The sequence below is a fragment of the Haloarcula mannanilytica genome, assembly GCF_005406125.1.
GTDB lineage: Archaea > Halobacteriota > Halobacteria > Halobacteriales > Haloarculaceae > Haloarcula > Haloarcula mannanilytica.
On record NZ_BIXZ01000001.1, the window covers coordinates 1178071 to 1197125 of the forward strand.

General features: G+C 62.2%; 14 protein-coding genes. 10 read left to right on the forward strand and 4 right to left on the reverse strand.

Going from position 1 to position 19055, the window contains the following annotated elements:
- The first annotated feature begins 43 nt into the window (after window positions 1–43).
- The 3 genes from Harman_RS06030 (at window position 44) to Harman_RS06040 (ending at window position 3419) form a co-directional block, all read left to right on the forward strand.
- Window positions 44–2377 (forward strand): STT3 domain-containing protein, encoded by a 2334-nt coding sequence (locus Harman_RS06030; protein WP_137682889.1) that lies wholly within the window; start codon window positions 44–46, stop codon window positions 2375–2377.
- Window positions 2378–2458: 81 nt separating this feature from the next.
- Complete coding sequence (locus Harman_RS06035) at window positions 2459–2932, forward strand: hypothetical protein (protein ID WP_137682890.1); 474 nt, start codon at window positions 2459–2461, stop codon at window positions 2930–2932.
- Complete coding sequence (locus tag Harman_RS06040; RefSeq protein WP_137682891.1) at window positions 2925–3419, forward strand: hypothetical protein; 495 nt, start codon at window positions 2925–2927, stop codon at window positions 3417–3419. Before Harman_RS06035 ends, Harman_RS06040 begins: the two co-directional genes overlap by 8 nt.
- A 4-nt stretch (window positions 3420–3423) precedes the next feature.
- Here Harman_RS06040 and aglM read toward each other — a convergent pair whose 3' ends face one another.
- Window positions 3424–4731, reverse strand: coding sequence for a UDP-glucose 6-dehydrogenase AglM (aglM, locus tag Harman_RS06045; RefSeq protein ID WP_137682892.1), 1308 nt, complete (start codon window positions 4729–4731; stop codon window positions 3424–3426).
- A gap of 88 nt (window positions 4732–4819) precedes the next feature.
- On the opposite strand from aglM, the gene aglF reads away from it, so the two are divergent.
- From aglF to Harman_RS06065, 4 genes are all read left to right on the forward strand, one after another.
- A complete protein-coding gene (gene aglF / locus Harman_RS06050) occupies window positions 4820–5575 on the forward strand; it encodes a UTP--glucose-1-phosphate uridylyltransferase AglF (RefSeq protein ID WP_137682893.1) in 756 nt (251 codons plus the stop codon).
- A 326-nt stretch (window positions 5576–5901) separates the two neighbouring features.
- The gene (locus Harman_RS06055; protein WP_137682894.1) at window positions 5902–7305 is read left to right on the forward strand and encodes a sugar transferase; all 1404 of its coding nucleotides are present in this window, start codon (window positions 5902–5904) and stop codon (window positions 7303–7305) included.
- Window positions 7306–7429: 124 nt separating this feature from the next.
- Complete coding sequence (locus Harman_RS06060) at window positions 7430–8554, forward strand: DUF4330 family protein (protein WP_137682895.1); 1125 nt, start codon at window positions 7430–7432, stop codon at window positions 8552–8554.
- Window positions 8555–8618: 64 nt separating this feature from the next.
- Entirely contained in the window at window positions 8619–9014 is a 396-nt protein-coding gene (locus Harman_RS06065) for a hypothetical protein (protein ID WP_137682896.1), read from the forward strand.
- 15 nt (window positions 9015–9029) lie between these two features.
- On the opposite strand, the gene glmS is transcribed toward Harman_RS06065, so the two are convergent.
- The 3 genes from glmS to Harman_RS06080 form a co-directional block, all read right to left on the reverse strand.
- A complete protein-coding gene (gene glmS / locus Harman_RS06070) occupies window positions 9030–10820 on the reverse strand; it encodes a glutamine--fructose-6-phosphate transaminase (isomerizing) (RefSeq protein WP_137682897.1) in 1791 nt (596 codons plus the stop codon).
- Window positions 10820–12010 carry a bifunctional sugar-1-phosphate nucleotidylyltransferase/acetyltransferase gene (gene glmU, locus Harman_RS06075; RefSeq protein ID WP_137682898.1) on the reverse strand — a complete coding sequence of 397 codons (1191 nt, stop codon included), beginning with the start codon at window positions 12008–12010 and terminating at the stop codon, window positions 10820–10822. The genes glmS and glmU overlap by 1 nt, the downstream gene beginning before the upstream one ends.
- Window positions 12011–12162: 152 nt before the next feature.
- Window positions 12163–13023, reverse strand: coding sequence for a CheF family chemotaxis protein (locus Harman_RS06080; protein ID WP_137682899.1), 861 nt, complete (start codon window positions 13021–13023; stop codon window positions 12163–12165).
- 167 nt (window positions 13024–13190) lie between these two features.
- Here Harman_RS06080 and acs (Harman_RS06085) point away from each other — a divergent pair, with 167 nt between their 5' ends.
- The 3 genes from acs (Harman_RS06085) (at window position 13191) to acs (Harman_RS06095) (ending at window position 19031) form a co-directional block, all read left to right on the forward strand.
- Window positions 13191–15134, forward strand: a complete 1944-nt coding sequence (gene acs / locus Harman_RS06085) for an acetate--CoA ligase (RefSeq protein WP_137682900.1) — start codon at window positions 13191–13193, stop codon at window positions 15132–15134.
- 141 nt (window positions 15135–15275) lie between these two features.
- The gene (locus Harman_RS06090; protein WP_137682901.1) at window positions 15276–16967 is read left to right on the forward strand and encodes a bacterio-opsin activator domain-containing protein; all 1692 of its coding nucleotides are present in this window, start codon (window positions 15276–15278) and stop codon (window positions 16965–16967) included.
- 69 nt (window positions 16968–17036) lie between these two features.
- Window positions 17037–19031: an acetate--CoA ligase gene (gene acs, locus Harman_RS06095; RefSeq protein WP_137682902.1), complete on the forward strand. Its 1995-nt coding sequence runs from the start codon at window positions 17037–17039 to the stop codon at window positions 19029–19031.
- Window positions 19032–19055 lie beyond the last annotated feature (24 nt).

The following is a 19055-nucleotide window of genomic DNA, read 5'->3' on the forward strand; positions in this document are numbered from 1 at the left end:
GAGTCCCGATGGATTTATTCGCCAGACCGGAAAGAGAGAACACATGAGCGATACGCCCGGGGCGGGAGCGGTGCTCGATGACCGGCCCGAGCTGCGATCCGCAACAGAGGCGGTGTTAGCCGTCGACGACGCGCAGGACGGCTGGACGTTCGACGATATCCCCCTCGATTCGGGCCAGTTCGGCGAACTCGTCTCAGCGGGTATCGTCGAGAAAGACGGTGACGAGTATCGCGTCGCCGATCCCGACGCTGTGCGGGCCGCTCTCGACGGCGAAACAGTTGACACCACAGAGGGCGGGCGCAGTGTGTCCCTCGCGAGCGCTCTGGACTTCGATCTCGATGGACGCGCTACGGGCATGCTCGCCGCCGCACTGGCCGTCGTGTTCCTCGCCCGAACGTACGCCATCGGATCGGTCTACCGCGGCGGCGACATCGTCCTCTCGAGCAACGACCCCTACTACTACCGGTACCACGTCGAACAGATCGCGGCGAGTGCCGGCAACGCTGCCGACCTCGGGGCGCTATCCGTACTTCCAAGTGGTGTGATCAACGGCGAGCCGCTGATGGTCGCTACGCTCTGGTGGGTCGCCAGTCTTCTCGGCGGGAGCAAGGAGATGATCGGCCACGTGCTCGCGTGGTATCCGGTCGTGTCGGCGCTGGTTACAGCCGTCTTGCTCTATCTGCTTGCGGTTCGAGTGTCCAACGACCGCCGGATCGGCCTCGCGTCGGTCCTCTTTCTGGCGATCATTCCCGGCCACGCCTTCCGGACGAGCCTGGGCTTTGCGGACCACCACGCCTTCGACTATCCCTGGCTGGTACTTACCGCACTGGCACTCGTGGTCGCGCTGACAGCAGTTTCAGACAGGACATCGCTCCGACGACCGCTGCCCTGGTTCGGCGCGGTCGGCATCGCCGCCGGCATTGCCGGGCAGGTCCTCGCGTGGGAGGCCGGGCCGCTGCTCGTCCTTCCGGTCGGACTGGTCGTCCTGGGACAGACACTCCTCGATGTCGCTTCCGACCGGTCGTCGGTGGTCACGAACGCGCCAGTGCTTGCCGGTGTCAGTCTCGGCGCGATACTCGCCGGGAGTGTCCACGCTGTCGTCGGCTGGCAGACCGCACTCGTCGCTGGCACGCCGGCGATACTAACCGTCGGCACAATCGTCGTTATCGCAACAGCGGAAGCGGCCAGGCGCGTCGGTGGGACAGTCAGGCAACTGGCTACAGTCGATGTCGGGCTTGGCGTCGTTGGCCTTCTCGTCTTCCGCTTTGGTTTCACGGAGCAGTGGGGAACATTCAGTAGCCGGCTCGACACGCTGTTTCGCTCCGACGCTATCGCCGAGACGTACGGTCTGTTCAATACCGACAGCTTTGGCTTCCTGCTCCTGCTCGGTCTGGCGCTGCTCCTAGCACTCCCCGCGATGGCGTGGGGTATCGACCTCGCTCGCAGCGACCGAAGCGGGTGGCTCGTCGCCAGTAGCTACGCCTGGGTGCTGTTCGCACTGGCCGTCATCCAGGTCCGCTTCGTCGGCGAACTGGCCCCGTTCCTCGCGCTGTTTGCCGGCCTCGCCTTCGTCTGGGCCGCCTCATGGGTCGACATCGCCAGACCAGTACTGACAACCAGTGACGGCGACCTCCGGGACGCGCTCGTTCCGGATACCCGCGCACTCGGGTCACTGTTCGTACTGTTTCTCCTGTTCGGTGCCCTGGGAATGGTTCAGGTCCCGGTAAAGACGAGCCAGGTGATTACCGATGATGGGGCGTACGATGCAGCGACGGCAATTGAAGCCGACGCCGCTGAGCGCGGCCTCGAATACCCCGAAAACTACGTCCTCAGCCAGTGGGGACAGAGCCGGATGTACAATTACTTCGTCAACGGCGAGTCAGAGAGTTACGGCTACGCCCAGCAGACGTACGAACCATTCGTCTCGGTAACGGGCTCCGAGCAGGCCCACAATCGGATTTCCGGACGTGTCGGATACGTAGTTACCACGGAAACGTCGCTTGAGGAGCCGACCACGATGTACGTTCGGCTACACCAGCACTTCGGGAGTCAGAACGGAGATGTATCCGGACTGGCTCACTATCGCCCGGTTTTCGTGAGCGAAGACGGGAGCCACAAAGCGTTCGCAGTGGTCCCCGGTGCGACGATACAGGGGACTGCAGCGCCAAATTCGAGCGTCTCTGTAGCGACCACAGTCGCCGTCTCGGACAGAGAAGTCGACTACGAACGCCAAACGACGGCCAACCAGAACGGTGCGTTTACCGTGACCGTCGCAAACCCCGGAACGTACACTGTGACGACCGAGGGCGAAGGCGAAACAACCGTCGAAGTCCCGGAGCAGACGGTGTACGACGGTGGCAACGTGACGGTCGAGTGATTTTCAGGGAATTGGACCGTCCTCGATTCTTTGAGCCACTGAAGCGAAACGACCATTGTACCCACCGAGAGAAGACAGCGTGTGTACGTCTGGGTTCGTGTCGTCATCGCCCTCAGCGTCTGTCTGGCATTGGGTGGGTTGTTTGTCCATGCAGAGGTGACAGAAGACCAGTGGCACCCGTACCCGGATGCTGAGGAGCTTGCAGCGGAATACGACTCGTACGTGGGACAAGACGTGATGATTTTCGGGACAGTAACAGAGCACAGTGAAGGCGGGATGGAAATCATGGCCGAGAGCGACGGCACGTCAATCACGCTTCAGGTGACCGGAACAGAGACGGCCGTCGAACCCGGCGGAGTCGTCCAGGTGTACGGAACCCTCGAACCGGGCCAAAGGATAACGGCCGAACGTATCGAAGTCGTCAACAGTAGCCGGTGGGCGGAACTCTACAAGTACGGCGCCTCTGTAGTCGGGGCACTCGGCTTTCTACTGCTGTTCTTCCGGTACTGGCGTCTCAACCGCGACACTTGGACACTGGAGGCACGCGATGGCTGACCTGCTGACCCACCTCCTCGTTCCGTATATCCTCCTGACGGTTGCGAGTTGGCGCGTCGACTGGCTTGACCAGCGCTGGGTCGTCGTCGGGATGGGCGGGGCGGCGATTCCCGATTTGGTTAAAATCGGTATCGTGCTGGACGACAGCACGGTCGAAGCGCTTCTCGGTCTCCCGTTCACCTATGCACCCCTCTCGACGCTCGGTGGAGTCCTGCTGTTTGCCGGGCTTATCACCGTCGTGTTTGAAAGACGCCACTGGCGGCGAGTGTACGGTCTTGTAACGTTTGGTGGCCTCACTTCACTGCTACTCGATGGACTGCGTGTGTACGCCGACGGGCGAGCGAGTGCGTGGCTGTATCCGTTCACGAACTGGCGGCCGCCGACGCCGAGCCTGTACGTCTCTTCAGATCCCACCGTACTCGTCGTGGCGTTACTCGTTGCCGGCGCGGTAGCCGTCCTCGATAGACGAATTCGGGCACGTGACTAACGCGCTACCAGGTCAGGCCTTCGTAGGTAATACCGTCACGTCGGTCGATGATACGTCGGCCGTCGACGACGACAGGGTCGTCCATTTCATCGAACTCGGCGTCGAGCGCCGCGAACTCGTCCCAGTCGGTGACGATGACGGCTCCGGACGCGTCCACCAGTGCGGCTGCAGCGGAATCTGCATACTCGATATCGGGGTACCGCTCGCGCATGTTCTCGGTGGCAACGGGGTCGTAAGCGACGATATCGGCTCCACGTTCTTGGAGTCCCTCGATGACCGGGACCGCCCGCGTGTTCCGGATGTCGTCCGTCCCGGGCTTGAAGGCCAGTCCCAGGACGGCGATGCGTTTCCCGGACACATCGGTGTGGTCGTCGAGTAAGGAGAGAAGGCGCTTGGGCTGGTCGTCGTTCAGTTCGACGGCCGCTGAAAGGACCGCCGGGTCGTAGCCCTCATCCCGTGCCGCGGCGATGATAGCGTCGGTATCCTTCGGGAAGCAACTGCCGCCCCAGCCGACGCCACTCCGGAGGAACTGCTCGCCGATGCGGTCGTCGAGTCCGATCGCGTCGGCCACCTCGTAGGCGTCGACGCCAAACTCCTTACAGATGTTCCCGATGTCGTTGATGAGGCTGATCTTCGTCGCAAGGAACGTGTTGTTGGCGTACTTGATCATCTCGGCCTCGGCGATGCCGGTCTCGACGACCGGCACATCGCCGTCGGCAGCCTCGCGAAGCGGGGCGTAGAGATCGTGAAGCGTGGCAGTCGCGCGGTCGTCGTCCGTCCCGAAAACGAGCTTATCGGGGTTCAGGAAGTCCGCGACGGCCGTCCCTTCGCGCTGGAACTCGGGGTTCGACGCGACGAGGAAGTCCGTCCCGCGTTCGAGACCGGCGTCGGCGATACGGGGTGCAAGGCGGTCCTCTGTCGTGTTCGGAACGACGGTCGACTTCGTGACGACGAGATGTGGGTCCTCGCCCGTGTTCTGAGCGCCGGCCAAGGCTTCACCGATGGACGCCGCGCCGGCCTCCATGAACTGCAGGTCGATGCTCCCGTCGTCGTTCGAGGGCGTCGGAAGCGCCAGCATCGTCAACTCGGTGTTGAGGATCTCGTCGTAGTCGGTGCTTGCCCGGAGCCGACCGCCGCCGTGCTCGGCGACGAGTTCGTCGAGCCCGGGTTCGTGTATCGGAGATTCGCCGTCGTTGACTGCGTCGACGATGTCCTCGTCAATGTCTATCGTTACGACTTCGTGCCCGAGGTCAGCGAGACACGCCGCGACCGTGGTCCCGACGTACCCGCTGCCGACAATACTGACGTTCATCAGGCAACGGTAGTCGAGCGGCGGGTATTATAATTCGGATCCTATAATTCGACAAGAGTTTTATCGGACGACCAACCAATGAGGATATATGAAAGCTGTCGTACTCGCCGCTGGTGAGGGAACCCGACTCCGTCCGCTGACCGAAGACAAGCCAAAGGGGATGGTAGAAGTCGCGGGCAAACCGATTCTGACACACTGCTTCGAGCAGTTGATCGAACTGGGTGCCGACGAACTCCTGGTAGTCGTCGGCTACAAGAAGCAAGTCATCATTAATCACTACGAGGACGAGTTCGAGGGCGTCCCGATTACGTACACCCACCAGCGCGAGCAGAACGGCCTCGCTCACGCGCTCCTGACCGTCGAGGAACACGTCGACGACGACTTCATGCTGATGCTCGGCGACAACATCTTCGAGGCGAACCTCCAGGATGTCGTCAACCGTCAGCAGGAGGACCGCGCCGATGCCGCCTTCCTCGTCGAGGAAGTCCCGTGGGACGAAGCCAGTCGGTACGGCGTCTGTGACACCAACAAATACGGCGAGATAACCGAAGTCGTGGAAAAGCCCGATGACCCGCCGTCGAATCTGGTGATGACCGGCTTCTACACCTTTACCCCGGCTATCTTCCACGCCTGCCATCTGGTTCAGCCCTCGAACCGCGGGGAGTACGAGATCAGCGATGCGATTGACCTCCTGTTGCAATCCGGGCGAACGATCGACGCCATCCGCATGGACGGCTGGCGAAACGACATCGGCTACCCCGAGGACCGCGATCAGGCCGAGAAACGGCTGCAAGGCGAAGTCGACCAGGAGATGGCGGCCGAGAACCTCGCCGCAAGCGAGTGAGCCATGGTTCGCGGTCAGCGTCTCTCGAAGAAACGCGGGCAGTGAACCGAGACAAGGCCGGATCACGAGAGCGGTCCGGAAAAGCGATACTCTCGCAGATGCTCTGAACGAACAGGCGCGCGGAACCCGCGTTGTGACAGCCGCGATAACTGTACAGACACACTTATGATGAGTGTTCTAAAGCAAGACCGACTCTCTAATGGCACTTTCCTCAAGAGTCACGATTGTACATTCGCGCGAGGCGCCCGAGCAATCACTTCCAATGGTTTTAATGTTTGACTACGGGGACGCAGGACTTATCCCGGAACTCGGTAATCACACTGATAATGGATAGTGGCTGGCGGTATCGGGTTGCGAGTGTGGCCGGCGTTGTCGCGCTGACAGCGATTGCCGTCGCACTCGTCAACAACGCGACCGTTCAGTCAGTCGCAACCACGGTCCCCCTGTTTAGACGACTCCCCACCGACCCACCGTCGGGACCGGAGTTTACGTTCGAACTCCTCGTCACGGTCGTCGTCGTTGCCAGCGTGTTCCTCCCGCTGTACAAGCCCCGCCCACGTCGGATTCTCGATGCCGTTGCACTAGCCCAAAAGCGGGTACTCGTCGCGGTTCTCGTCTTGGCGACGATCGGCTACTTCGACTATACGTACCGATTACCACGCTTGACCGTCGTATTAGTGACACCGCTGTTGCTGGTCGTATTGCCCGCGTGGTTCGTATGGATTCGGAAGCGGCCGTCGGCGAACGGTGAGCGAACCATCGTCGTCGGTGATGACCTCAAGGTGATCGAAGAGGTCTCTAGTGAGGTCGAGGGCACGCTCTTGGGCTATCTCTGTCCAACGAGCGTGCTTACGACGCCCGCCAGATCTGAAGCCGTTGCTGACGGTGGCAGCGCTGTTGGACTGGAACGACTCGGCGGCCTCTCACGGATCGAGGACGTACTCGTGGAGTACGATGTCGATACGGTTGTGTTGGTATTTGAACATGCCGACCGAGCGGAGTTCTTCGGTGCGCTCGATGCCTGTTACGAGTACGGTGTCAACGCGAAGGTGCACCGAGACCATACGGATTCCGTGTTGACGGCAAGCAGTGGGGTCGGGACACTGGTTGACGTGGAGATCGAACCCTGGGATATACAGGATTACATCCTCAAGCGGGCGTTCGACATCGTGTTTGCGTCGGTCGGACTGATCGTGCTGTCGCCCGTGATTGTGGGGATTGCGATTGCTATCAAAATAGATGATGGCGGACCGGTTCTTTACACGCAAGAACGAACTGCAGTGTTCGGTGAAGCTTTCAACATCTACAAATTCAGGAGTATGACCCCCGGAGGGGAGTCGGCAACACCGGTAGAAGATGAAAAAAACAGTCGCATAACCGATGTCGGGAAAATCCTCCGCCGAACGCATCTCGACGAAATTCCACAACTCTGGTCAATTCTCGTCGGCGATATGAGTGTGGTCGGACCACGAGCGGTCTGGACGGAAGAAGAATCCCTATTAGAAGCGGATACACAGTCTTGGCGCCAGCGGTGGTTCGTCAAGCCTGGGCTAACTGGTCTGGCACAGGTAAATAATATCGAGAGTACAAATCCTTCCGAAAAACTCCGCCTTGATTTGAAGTACATCCGCAAGCAGTCCTTCTGGTTCGACGTGAAATTAGTTACCCGTCAGATCTGGACAACACTTGGCGACCTGATTGCTACAATTCGGGTAGCAATCCTTCGCTGAGGGAGAAATTCAGAGTCTGGGATCGGTGAAATTTCAAAACATCCTATGAGATTACCCCGTCCGTCAGAGAGGTAGTCTGGGAATCAAACGAAAAGGCCATACACCGGCCGCGAAATGGCCCGGTATGGAGTCGATCGAAGAGTCGTCCGGAATCATCGACGACGAGGGGAACCTGTTTGGCGTCGTCAACATCGTCGATGCCCTCGTCGTTGTACTCGTTCTCGCTGTCATTGTCGCCGGAGTCAGCCTCGTACTAACGGCTGGTAGCGATTCTGATTCATCGGCGACTGAGGGGACGACCAATGTGACGCTCGATCTCGGTTCGCAACCGGAATACGTTATTTCCCAGATATCGATCGGGGACAGCTACAGTCCGGCTGGAGATTCAACCCTCAGAATCACGGATATCTATGTGACTCCGCAAGGAGAGTCTACTCGGGCGGTGGTGCGTGCTGAATTGTCTGCCCCACGTTCAGAGGACACACTCCAGTACAACGGTGCACCGCCACGGTACGGCCGACAGATCGAGATTCAGACAGACACGTACTCCGCGACGGGGACGATTCGTGAAGTCGGTGGCAGTTCCGAAGTCACCACAACCGAGACAGAGGTGTTAGCCAGAGCAAATCTGTCAGAAACCGAGGCCAGACAGCTCAGTGCTGGACAGTCAATTCTAGTTGATGGACGGGAGGCAGCCACAATCGAGTCAGTGACGACATACGGAACCGAAAATCCGGACAAGAAGACGGTTTTCCTCGGGCTGACGCTGCAGACCCTATCCCACAACGATAAACAGGAGTTCGGTGAGACAACGGTCCGGGCAGGAGCGGGCCTTTCATTGCCGACAGACGCAGGCCTCATTGAGGGCGAAATCATACGAGTCGGTACGACATCCCAGCGTGGCCAACCCGCGACTCGCAACGTCCAACTACAGGTATCGGGCGTGTCACCACTACTCGCCGAGAGCATCACCCCGGGGATGACGGAATCGTTCGGCGGTGAAACAACCGCACGGATCACCGAGGTCCAGCGCGAGAACGCAACGGTCGTCATCCGAGGACAGGAGGGGGACATCTACGAACGCGACCATCCGGTACAGCAGGATGTCACGTTCACTGCAAACCTCTCTGTCCGGGAAACGGAGGCCGGTGTCACGTTCAAAGGACAGACGCTCCAGCAGGGGCGCGTCATAACGCTGGACCTGGGAACGGTAACGATCAGAGCGACTGTCGTCTCGGGCTACCAATGAGAACGCAACATCAGTTACGATGGTGAAACAGCGACTCAAGGCGGCTATCGAGAACTCGGTACTGATGTCGATCTCAGATGGGTTTTCAAGAGGAGTCGAGAACTCGACACTCAAGTCCATCGCTGATACGTTCACACTGGGTTTCGAGATGTCGACACTCCACAGGGTGTGCGCTTGGATAGTAGCTGTAACCAAAGCATCCTGGATCTACCGGTGGCTTACGGCGGAACCGGAACCGGATGTCATCGTCATTGATCTACGCGAGACGTACACCGTCGGCCCATTCATCTCAGTGCTCGATGCAATCGTGCCACGGATCGCACGGTTCTGGCGGAATTCCGGCCTCGCATCCGTCGCAGGGCGACTGGAACGAGTCCTCTCGGAGTCGACAACAATCCAACTGGCGGCTAAACTCCTCGAACCACCAGAGCCACCAGAAAACAACGAGCAGCGGGAGTAGCGGTCTACGCGGTGTTCACTCCACCGTCACACTTTTCGCCAGGTTGCGCGGCTTGTCGATGTTCCGGCCCAGCAACGCGGCCGTGTGATACGACACTAACTGTAAATGCGTGTTCGCCAGCACGGCGGCGGCCCGTGGATGCGTTTCCGGAATCTCCAGAACATGGTCGGCGTAACGCTCGACATCACTCTGTCCATCGGTAATAGCCACCACCGGCGCATCTCGCGCCTCGACCTCTTTGACGTTCCCGATGGTCTTGCGGGCGCGCTCGTCGTCGCCGGTCACGATAGCGAACACGGGCGTGTTCTCGGTTACCAGCGCCAGTGGGCCGTGTTTCAACTCACCCGCAGCGAAGCCCTCGGCGTGCTTGTAAGTGATCTCTTTCATCTTCAGTGCGCCTTCGAGGGCCACGGGCTGCTGGTAGCCGCGGCCGATGAAGAAGTAGGCGCTGGCGTTCTGATACAGTTCAGCGACCTCTTGGGCAGCAGATTCGTCCAAGATTTCCTGGACGTGACCCGGGAGGTCACGGAGCGCGCTGATTACCTGCCGGGCATCGCCGGTCGTGGATATCCCGAGCGCGAGCAGGTTCAGTGCGGTTAGCTGTGAGGCGAACGTCTTCGTGGCAGCGACGCCGATCTCCGGTCCGGCACGGATGTACAGCGCGTGGTCGCACTCGCGGGCCGCAGTGGAGCCGACGACGTTGGTCACAGCGAGCGTTCGCGCGCCACGGCGACGGGCCGCTCGAAGCGCCGAGAGCGTGTCAGCGGTCTCACCACTCTGGGTCACCCCGACGACGAGTGCGTCACCGATTGGCGGCGTCGCGGTCGCGTATTCGCTGGCGAGGAACGCCTGGGCGGGGATACCCGCTTCGCGGAACAGTTGTGCGCCATGCAAGGCGGCGTGATACGAGGTCCCGCAGGCGACGAACTGGACGCCCGTCGGGGAGAGATCACCGAGGTCGCCGATGTTGACCGAGCCAGCGAGTTCGTCGACGCGGCCCCGCAAACACTGCCGGAGCGCGCGCGGTTGCTCGTGGATCTCCTTGAGCATGAAGTGCTCGTAGCCGCTCTTGCCGGTCTCCTCGGGGTCCCACTGAACGGTGTCGATATCCTTCTCGATGACCGTGCCGTCGGTATCGGTTACGGTCCAACCGTCTCCGTTAAGACGGGCGAACTCGCCGTCGGCGAGATAGACGACTTTGTCGGTGAAATCTCTGAAGGCGGGCACGTCACTCGCCAGGTAGGTCGCATCCTCACCGATACCTAGCACGAGCGGCGAGTCGTTCCGGGCGGCAAACACCGAGTCACAGCCGGCGATGACGACGGCGACGGCGTAGCTGCCTTCGAGGCGGCTGATCGCCTCGCGGACGGCGTCTTCGGGGTCGGCTCCGCCCTGCAGTGCGTCCTCGATGAGGTGGGGTACGACCTCCGTGTCGGTGTCGGAGGTGAAGGTGTGGCCGGCCCCGACGAGTTCGTCTCGCAGGGCCTGGTAGTTCTCGATGATGCCGTTGTGGACAACCGCAACGTCGCCGGTGCAGTCCTGGTGTGGGTGGGCGTTCTCGTCGGTCGGCGGGCCATGCGTACTCCAGCGGGTGTGACCGATGCCGACCGAACCCGAGAGCGTCCGGTCAGAGAGGGCTGCACGCAGGTCCGCGATTTTGCCGGAGTGTTTGCACATGTCGATATGGCTGTTGGCCAGCGCGACGCCGGCGGAGTCGTACCCGCGGTACTCCAGTTTCGAGAGGCCATGAACGAGCGTGTCGAGGGTCTCGTCGCCGCGGCCAACACAACCGATGATACCGCACATCAGCGGACCACCTCCGCGCCTTCGCGGACGGTGCCATCGACCGTCACGCCGGTCGCGAGTCGAGCGTTCGGACCAACGAGCGATCCAGGGACGAAGCTCACGTCACCCAACGCCGTGGCACGGTCTGCGATAACGGCCCCGAGCCGCTGGTTCTCGAACACCGCTGTCCCGACCTGTACGTCAGCCGGGCCGCCGGGGACGACCGTGTTGACGCCGAGGTTCGCGTCCTGACCCGTAACGGTGTCGACGAGGGTCGAACTCGGGTCGACTCGCGTGTCCGCGTCAAGCACGGAGTGTTGGACGACGCTGTTAGCCCCGACAGTGACGTTGCGCCCGAGCGCCACGTCCGGGCCGATGACGGCGTCCGGCCCGACTTCACAGTCCGGGCCGATGACGACCGGGGACTGGAGGACGGCCTGGTCGTGGACGCGCGCGGAGCTGTCGACCCAGACCTGTTCGTCCCGGGCCGATTCGACGACCCGACCCCGGGCCAGCACCTCGCGGGCGACGGTCAGCAGATCCCACGGATAGGTCGCGTCGACCCACATCCCGTCGACCTCGACGGCGCGAACGCGGTCGGACTCCAACAGGAGTCCGATAGTATCAGTCAGCGCCAACTCCCCGGCGTGGCGCGTCGTCTCGTCGATAGTCTCGAAGATATCACCGTTGAAGGCGTAGACGCCGCCGTTGATGAGCCTGAAATCGTCGTGTTGGGGCTTCTCGACGATGTCGACGATGTCGCCGTCCTGCACCTCGACCGCGCCGTAGCGGCTGGTGTCCTGCCGTTCGAGAACGGCGATGCTCGTATGACCGGACTCCGCGTAGGAGCGGTCTACCGCCTCGATAGTCGCCGCGTCGACGAGCCGATCACCGTTCATCACCAAAAGCGGGCCGTCGACAGCGCTTCGGGCCTGGAGGAGCGCGTGCCCGCTGCCCAGTTGTTTCGTCTGGTTCACGTAGGAGATCGGGACGCCACGATACGTCGGACCGAAGTGGCCCTGGACCCGGTCACGCTTGTAGCCGACGACGACGACCAGTTTCTCGATGCCGGCTTCGACCAGCGCGTCGAAGACGTGTTCGAGAATCGGGCGGTTCGCAGCCGGCAGCATTGGTTTTGGCCGATTGCGAGTTAACGGCCGCAGGCGAGTGCCTTCCCCAGCGGCGAGGACCACAGCCGTGTCGATGTGCATACCTGTAGGAGGTGGAGGAGGGGTTTCAATATGGCGGCCTTAATGAGATTGGACGGTCTCTACTCACGACCACATCTAGATTGTGATGATGAAACCAAACAGGACGGGACAATCGAAGTGACCGATCCGCAGAGAGACTTGCCGGGTCAGCCTCACTGCTCGCCCATCCGCTCGCCAGCGACCCGACGGCCCTTCGTCGTCAGGTTCACTTCGGTCCGCTCCCGGAGGACGCTGATCACGTCGAGTTCGATGAGCCGGTCGAAGATCTCCTCAGTCTTTTCGACATCGATACCGACGAAGTTCGGGATGTCGAAGGGCGACACGCCGGAGTGTAACGCCATGATGACCCGCTTTTCGGTCGAACTCAGGTCTAGATCAGCGCGGTTCTGTTCGGCGCTGTCTTCGAGCATCGTCTGAAGGACAGTGGCGTGGAACTCCTCGCCCGCGAGGTGGGTTTCGACGCTGATGTCGTCCTCGCTGTGTTCGACCTGAATGACCGTCCGTTCCTCGCCAGAGACTTGCTTCTCCTCGACGGCGAGGTCGCCGATGTCGGCTCGCTCAACGACGACGGCCTGTCCGTCGGCCATTGCGAGTTTCAGCGCCTCATCGGTCACTTTCAGCCGTCCTTTCGTCCACTCAGCGGACTGGACGACACCGCCTTTCAGTGCAGGGTGCTGGACCAGCACTATCGCGCCGTCAAGACTCGCTCGGTAGAAATCGATCTCGAACGTCTCGTGGTCCGACGCCGATACCAGGACAACGTCCTCGCCGATGTAGAGCGCGACGTAGTCCGAGACGCCGGCGCTCTGTTGGTTCACGTCGAACCGGTCGGCGATGCGGTCGATATCAGTCAGTGAAATCTGTCGCTTGTCGTCACCCAGTAGAGCGACCCGTTCAGTGGTGAGAACGATACGACAGTTTCGCCACTCGGCGTCGGTGAGGCGCTGGCCCTGTGAGACCGCCTGTAGGTACTGTCCTTTCGTATCGGCGATCTTCTTTTCGGTGTCGCTCATGCCCCGTACCGGCCTCTCGTATACCTGTTGGCCACAGAACTCAATATAAGTTCCGTCGCCAGTGTCGAAAGTGAGAACGGCCATCGGTATCGTGGCCGATCCATCCCGGACAGAATCATACATAATTAGAGAGGATATTTTTGAGTGCGCCGATGTATTGTCAATTGATGGCACGGGGTGACGGACCGGGTCGGGACCAGCCCTACACGGAGCGAGAGACGGTCGAACCGCCAGACTGGTTCGTCGAACAGGCGAACGTATCGGACCCGACTGTCTACGACCGCTTCGAACGGGAGTGGCCCGATTGCTGGCGCGACGCCGCCGAGTTGCTCGACTGGGAGACGCCCTTCGAAACAGTATTCCGGGGAACGGACGGCCCGCCCTTCGAGTGGTTCCCCGGTGGTCGGTTAAACGCCGCCTACAACTGTATCGACCGGCATCTCCCCGAGCGGAAGAACCAATTGGCGCTGGTCTGGGAGGGACACCTCGGCGAGTCCCGGACCTACACGTACCTCGAACTGTACCGGGAGGTCAACGCCTTCGCCGCGGCGCTGCGCGAACGCGGCGTCGGGCCGGACGACGTGGTGACGCTGTACCTGCCGATGGTACCCGAACTCCCGGTCGCCATGCTGGCCTGTGCGCGGCTGGGCGTGCAACACAACGTCGTCTTCGCCGGGTTCTCCGCGGACGCGCTGGCGACGCGGATGGAGCGGGCCGAGTCGGCGTATCTCATCACCTGCGATGGCTACTACCGACGGGGCAGCGCCGTTGCACAAAAGAACAAGGCCGATAACGCGCGCATCGCCGTCGACCACGATGTGTCTGTCGTGGTACTCGACCGACTGGGCCGTGACGTGCATTTAGGCGACGACTACGACGACTATCACGACCTGTTGGCCGCCCACAAAGGGGCCGAAATCGAGCCGGCCCCACGTGCGGCTGACGATCCGCTCTTTCGCATCTACACGTCGGGAACGACCGGCCAACCCAAGGCGGTCACCCACACGACCGGCGGGTATCTCGCACACGTCGCCTGGACCGCCCGGTCGGTGCTGGACATCAAGCCCGAAGACACCTACTGGTGTTCGGCCGACATCGGCTGGATCACCGGCCACTCCTACATCGTCTACGGCCCGCTCGCGCTCGGCACCACGACGGTGCTGTACAACGGCACGGCGGACCACCCCGAGAAAGACCGGCTGTGGGAACTCATCGAAAAATACGCTGTCGACGTGTTCTACACCGCGCCAACGGCCGTTCGGGCGTTTATGAAGTGGGGCAAACAGTACCCCCAGCAGCACGACCTCTCCAGTTTGCGCCTGCTTGGCACGGTCGGCGAGCCGATGGACGCCCGCGCCTGGGAGTGGTACCGCGAACACATCGGCGGCGGCGAGTGCCCGGTCGTCGACACCTGGTGGCAGACCGAAACCGGCGCGATCCTCGTCTCGACGCTGCCCGGCGTCGACGAGATGAAACCCGGGGCCGCGGGAACGCCGCTACCGGGGATCGAAGCGTCCGTCGTGGACCGGTCGGGGACGGCGGTCGAAGCGAACACGGCCGGCGAACTCGTCGTGACCCGTCCCTGGCCGGGGATGCCGCACGCGCTGCTCGACGGAACGGACTGGGGCAGCGTCCCTGACAGTGCCGAGGAATGGCGGTACTACCCCGAAGACAGCGTCTCGGCCGACGAGGACGGCTACATCACCTTCCTCGGGCGGATCGACGACGCGATCAACGTCGCCGGTCGGCGGTTCAGCACCAAGGAACTGGAGTCGACAGTCTCCGGGGTCGATGGCGTCGCCGAAGCCGCCGTCGTCGGTGCCAACGACGAGCGGACCGGCACAGCAGTGTATACTTTCGCGTCCCCGGAAGACGGCTACGGCGAAAGCGAACTCCGGGACGCAATCGAAGAAGCCGTCGTCGATGCCATCGGCGGCATCGCCCGCCCCAAGGAGATCGTGTTCACGCCCGACCTCCCGAAGACGCGGTCTGGCAAAGTTATGCGCCGTCTGCTGACGGCGGTGGCGAACGACGAGGACCTGGGCGACACCAGCGCGCTGCGCAACCCCGAAATTCTCGGCGAGATCCAGTCGACGACGAGCCGCGAGTAGACTTTTTCGAATTTTTCTATACTTCCGAAATAAGTTCGCTGCAATACCATCCTTAGGGACTGTTTTATCGTCAGCCTCTATTCTGTGACCCCGATTTAACCGGAATACTTATTTCGGTATTTCCTAAATTTCCGAAACAAGATGGACGAGGCAGCGGACCGCATCGGTGATCGGGGGTACGAACAGCTCCGCCGCGCGGCCGAGACACACCGGGCCGATCTCGTGCTCCGGCTCGGCGCGGAGGTCGGACTCCGCCCGGCGGAGATGACGGCAGTGCGGTTGGCCGATATCACCGAGTTCGAGGGGCATCTCCTGCTTTCCGTTCGGGACGACGGCGAAGTCGTGCGCGAGGCGTACCTCCCGGAATCGGTCGAACACGACATGCGGAAGTACACGAATGCGGCCGGGAAAGCCGACGACGAACCGCTGTTTGCCGTCTCCCCGCGGCGGCTCCAGATGCTCGTCAGCGAGGTCGCCGACCGCGCCACAGACACCGCACCACACCTGCAGGGAATTTCCTCGCGTGACCTCCGGTGGCGGTTCGCGGCGAGCCTGCTGGACAACGGCGTCCCGCCGGACATCGTCTGCGCGCTCGGCGGCTGGGACCGCCTCGACCGGCTCGACCCGCTGCTTGACGAACCGGACCGGGGAACTATCGTTGCAGCGGTTGAGGGCTCCGGCGGGCGGACAACCCAAGGCGCGCCCCAGCGAAACGTCGACTGGATTGGGGCAGTCAGCGAGGGGCTTGCGGCCGCCGCGACCGGTGAGGCGATCGCGGCGACCCTCTGTGACCACCTGACAGAGACGGCGGGCTTCGAGTTCGCCTGGCTCGCGGAGCGTACCGGCGACGGACTGACACCGCGTGCGACGGCAGCGATCGGCGAGACGGCTGTCAAGGAGCAGATTGATACCCACATCGAGTCAGTCACCGCGCCGCTCGACGTGGGCGAGGTCCGCGTCGTCGACGACAGCACCGGACCGGTCGCACTGGTCCCGCTTGTGAGGGAAAACGCCGTGTCCGGGATAATCGGGGTCGGGACGAGCGAGGGGCTCACCGATGCGGAACGCACCGTCCTCTCTGCGCTCGGTGTCCAGGTGGGTCACGCACAGATTGCCGCCGAGCGCAAGCGCCTCTTACTTGCCGATACGGTGACCGAGATCGAGTTACACTGTGCGGATAAGCGGACATTCACTGCCGGCATCTCCGCGGCGTTGCAGTGTACGGTCGAGCTGACCGGCGTCGTACCTGTGGCAGGTCAGTCACTGCTGTACTACCTGATGGTCAAGGGGGCTTCGGCCGACGCGATACTGTCCTATGCGGACACCGACGAGGGCGTGACCGACGCCAGACTCCTCGAAGAGCACAGTGATGGTGTGTTACTGGAAGTCGTCGTCACCGACACGCCGGCGCTCCAACTGGTCGAGCGCGGCGGTCGCATCCGCTCGGTGACGGCCGCCGACGGCGTAGCGACAATCGCCGTCGAACTCCCCGGTGAGGCCGACATCAGACCGACGGTCGACGCCGTCACCGACGCCTATCCGGAAACATCGTTGGCAGCGAAGCGGCAAACAGAACGAGCGGCCGAGACGGATGCCGGGTTCCGCGACCGCTTGAGCGACCGCCTCTCAGATCGGCAAGAGACCGTTCTCCGGGCGGCCTACCACAGCGGCTACTTCGAGTGGCCCCGCGGATCGACCGCCGAGGAGCTAGCGGACTCGCTTGACGTGTCATCACCGACGCTGCACAACCACCTCCGGAAGGCCCAGCAGAAGGTGCTGACCGCGTTTTTCGACGACAGACCGACAGAGCCACGGCGGCCGGCCGGAAACTGACCCGTGTTTCGTGTTATCGTAGTTAGACCCCCCGTTTATATGGCCGCTGTGAAATATCGATGATAGACTATGTCAGATGAAGATGTTCAACTCGAAGCGCGGCTCGAAGAGCAGGAGGTCTTCGAGCCCTCGGCGTCGTTCGCCGAGCAGGCGAACGTCACCGACGAGGGGATCTACGAGGAGTTCGAGGAGAACTGGCCGGAGTGTTGGGAAGGAGCCGCCGACCTCCTCGACTGGGAGGAGGACTACGACCAGGTCCTCGACGATTCGAACCCGCCGTTCTACGAGTGGTTCACCGACGGCACGCTGAACGCGTCGGCGAACTGCCTTGACCGGCACCTGGAGGAGCGCGGCGACGAAGCCGCTATCGAGTGGGTAGGTGAGCCGGTAGACGAGGACAACGTCACCTACACCTACGAAGAACTCCATCAGAAGGTCAACGAGTTCGCGGCCGGCCTGCGGGAGATGGGCGTCGGCGAAGGCGATGTCGTGACGATGTACATGCCGATGATTCCGCAGTTGCCCATCGCCATGCTGGCCTGTGCCCGCATCGGTGCGCCCCACTCCGTCGTGTTCGCCGGCTTCTCCGCGGACGCGCTCGCGACGCGAATGAACTCCGCTGACTCGGAGTATCTGGTCACCTGTGACGGCTACTACCGGCGCGGCGACCCGCTCGACCACCTCGACAAGGCCAACGAGGGCCTGAGCGGCGTCGACCACGAGGTCGAGCGGACCATCGTCGCCGAGCGGCTGATGGACGGCGACGGCTTCGACCACGACTACGCCGACAATCAGGTCGCCTTCGACGATGTCATCGCCGACAACGAGGGCGCAGAGGTCGAGCCGGTCGACCGCGACGCCGAGGACATGCTGTTCCTGATGTACACCTCGGGGACCACCGGCAAGCCGAAAGGCGTCAAACACTCTACCGGCGGCTACCTCGCCTGGGCAGCCTGGACCTCCCAGGCAGTACTGGACATCAAACCCGAGGACACGTACTTCTGCTCGGCCGACATCGGCTGGATCACCGGCCACTCCTACATCGTCTACGGCCCGCTCGCGCTCGGCACCACGACGATGATGTACGAGGGGACGCCGGACTACCCCGACAAGGACCGCCTCTGGGAAATCGTCGAGGACTACGAGGCGACCCAGCTGTACACCGCGCCGACGGCCATCCGCGCGTTCATGAAGTGGGGCAAGCAGTACCCCGAGCAGCACGACCTCTCCAGCCTGCGGCTGCTGGGGACGGTCGGTGAACCGATCAATCCCCGCGCCTGGAAGTGGTACTACAAGCACATCGGGGGCGAGGAGTGTCCCGTCGTCGACACCTGGTGGCAGACTGAGACCGGCGGGATGATGATAACGACGCTACCGGGCATCAAGGACATGAAACCGGGGTCCGCCGGCCCACCGCTGCCCGGACTCGACGTACGCATCGTCGACACCGAGGGCGATGAAGTCGAGCCCGGCCGCGCGGGCTACCTGACGGTCAACAAGCCGTGGCCCGGCATGCTCCGGACGCTGTACAAGAACGACGAGCGGTTCATCGACGAGTACTGGGCCGAGTACTCCGACACCGACAGCGACGATCCCGACGACTGGGTGTACTTCCCCGAGGACGGGGCGAAGATCGACGAGGACGGCTACATCACCGTCCTCGGCCGGGTCGACGACGTGATCAACGTCTCCGGCCATCGACTCGGGACGATGGAAATCGAGAGCGCTATCGTCGGCGTCGAGGGCGTCGCCGAAGCCGCCGTCGTCGGTGGCGACCACGACATCAAGGGCGAGGCGGTGTACGCATACGTCATCACCGAGGACGGCTACGACGAGACCGAGGAACTCCGCAGCGCGATCATCGACGGTGTCGAGGACGCCATCGGGCCAATCGCCCGACCGGAGGCGGTTATCTTCACACCCGAACTCCCGAAGACCCGCTCCGGGAAGATCATGCGCCGCCTGCTGGAAGACATCGCCAACGGCGAGGAACTGGGTGATACGAGCACCCTGCGAAACCCTGACGTTGTCAGTGATATCGCGACCAAAGTCCAGGGTGACTGAGCCGTAGCAGCGAACAGCACCACG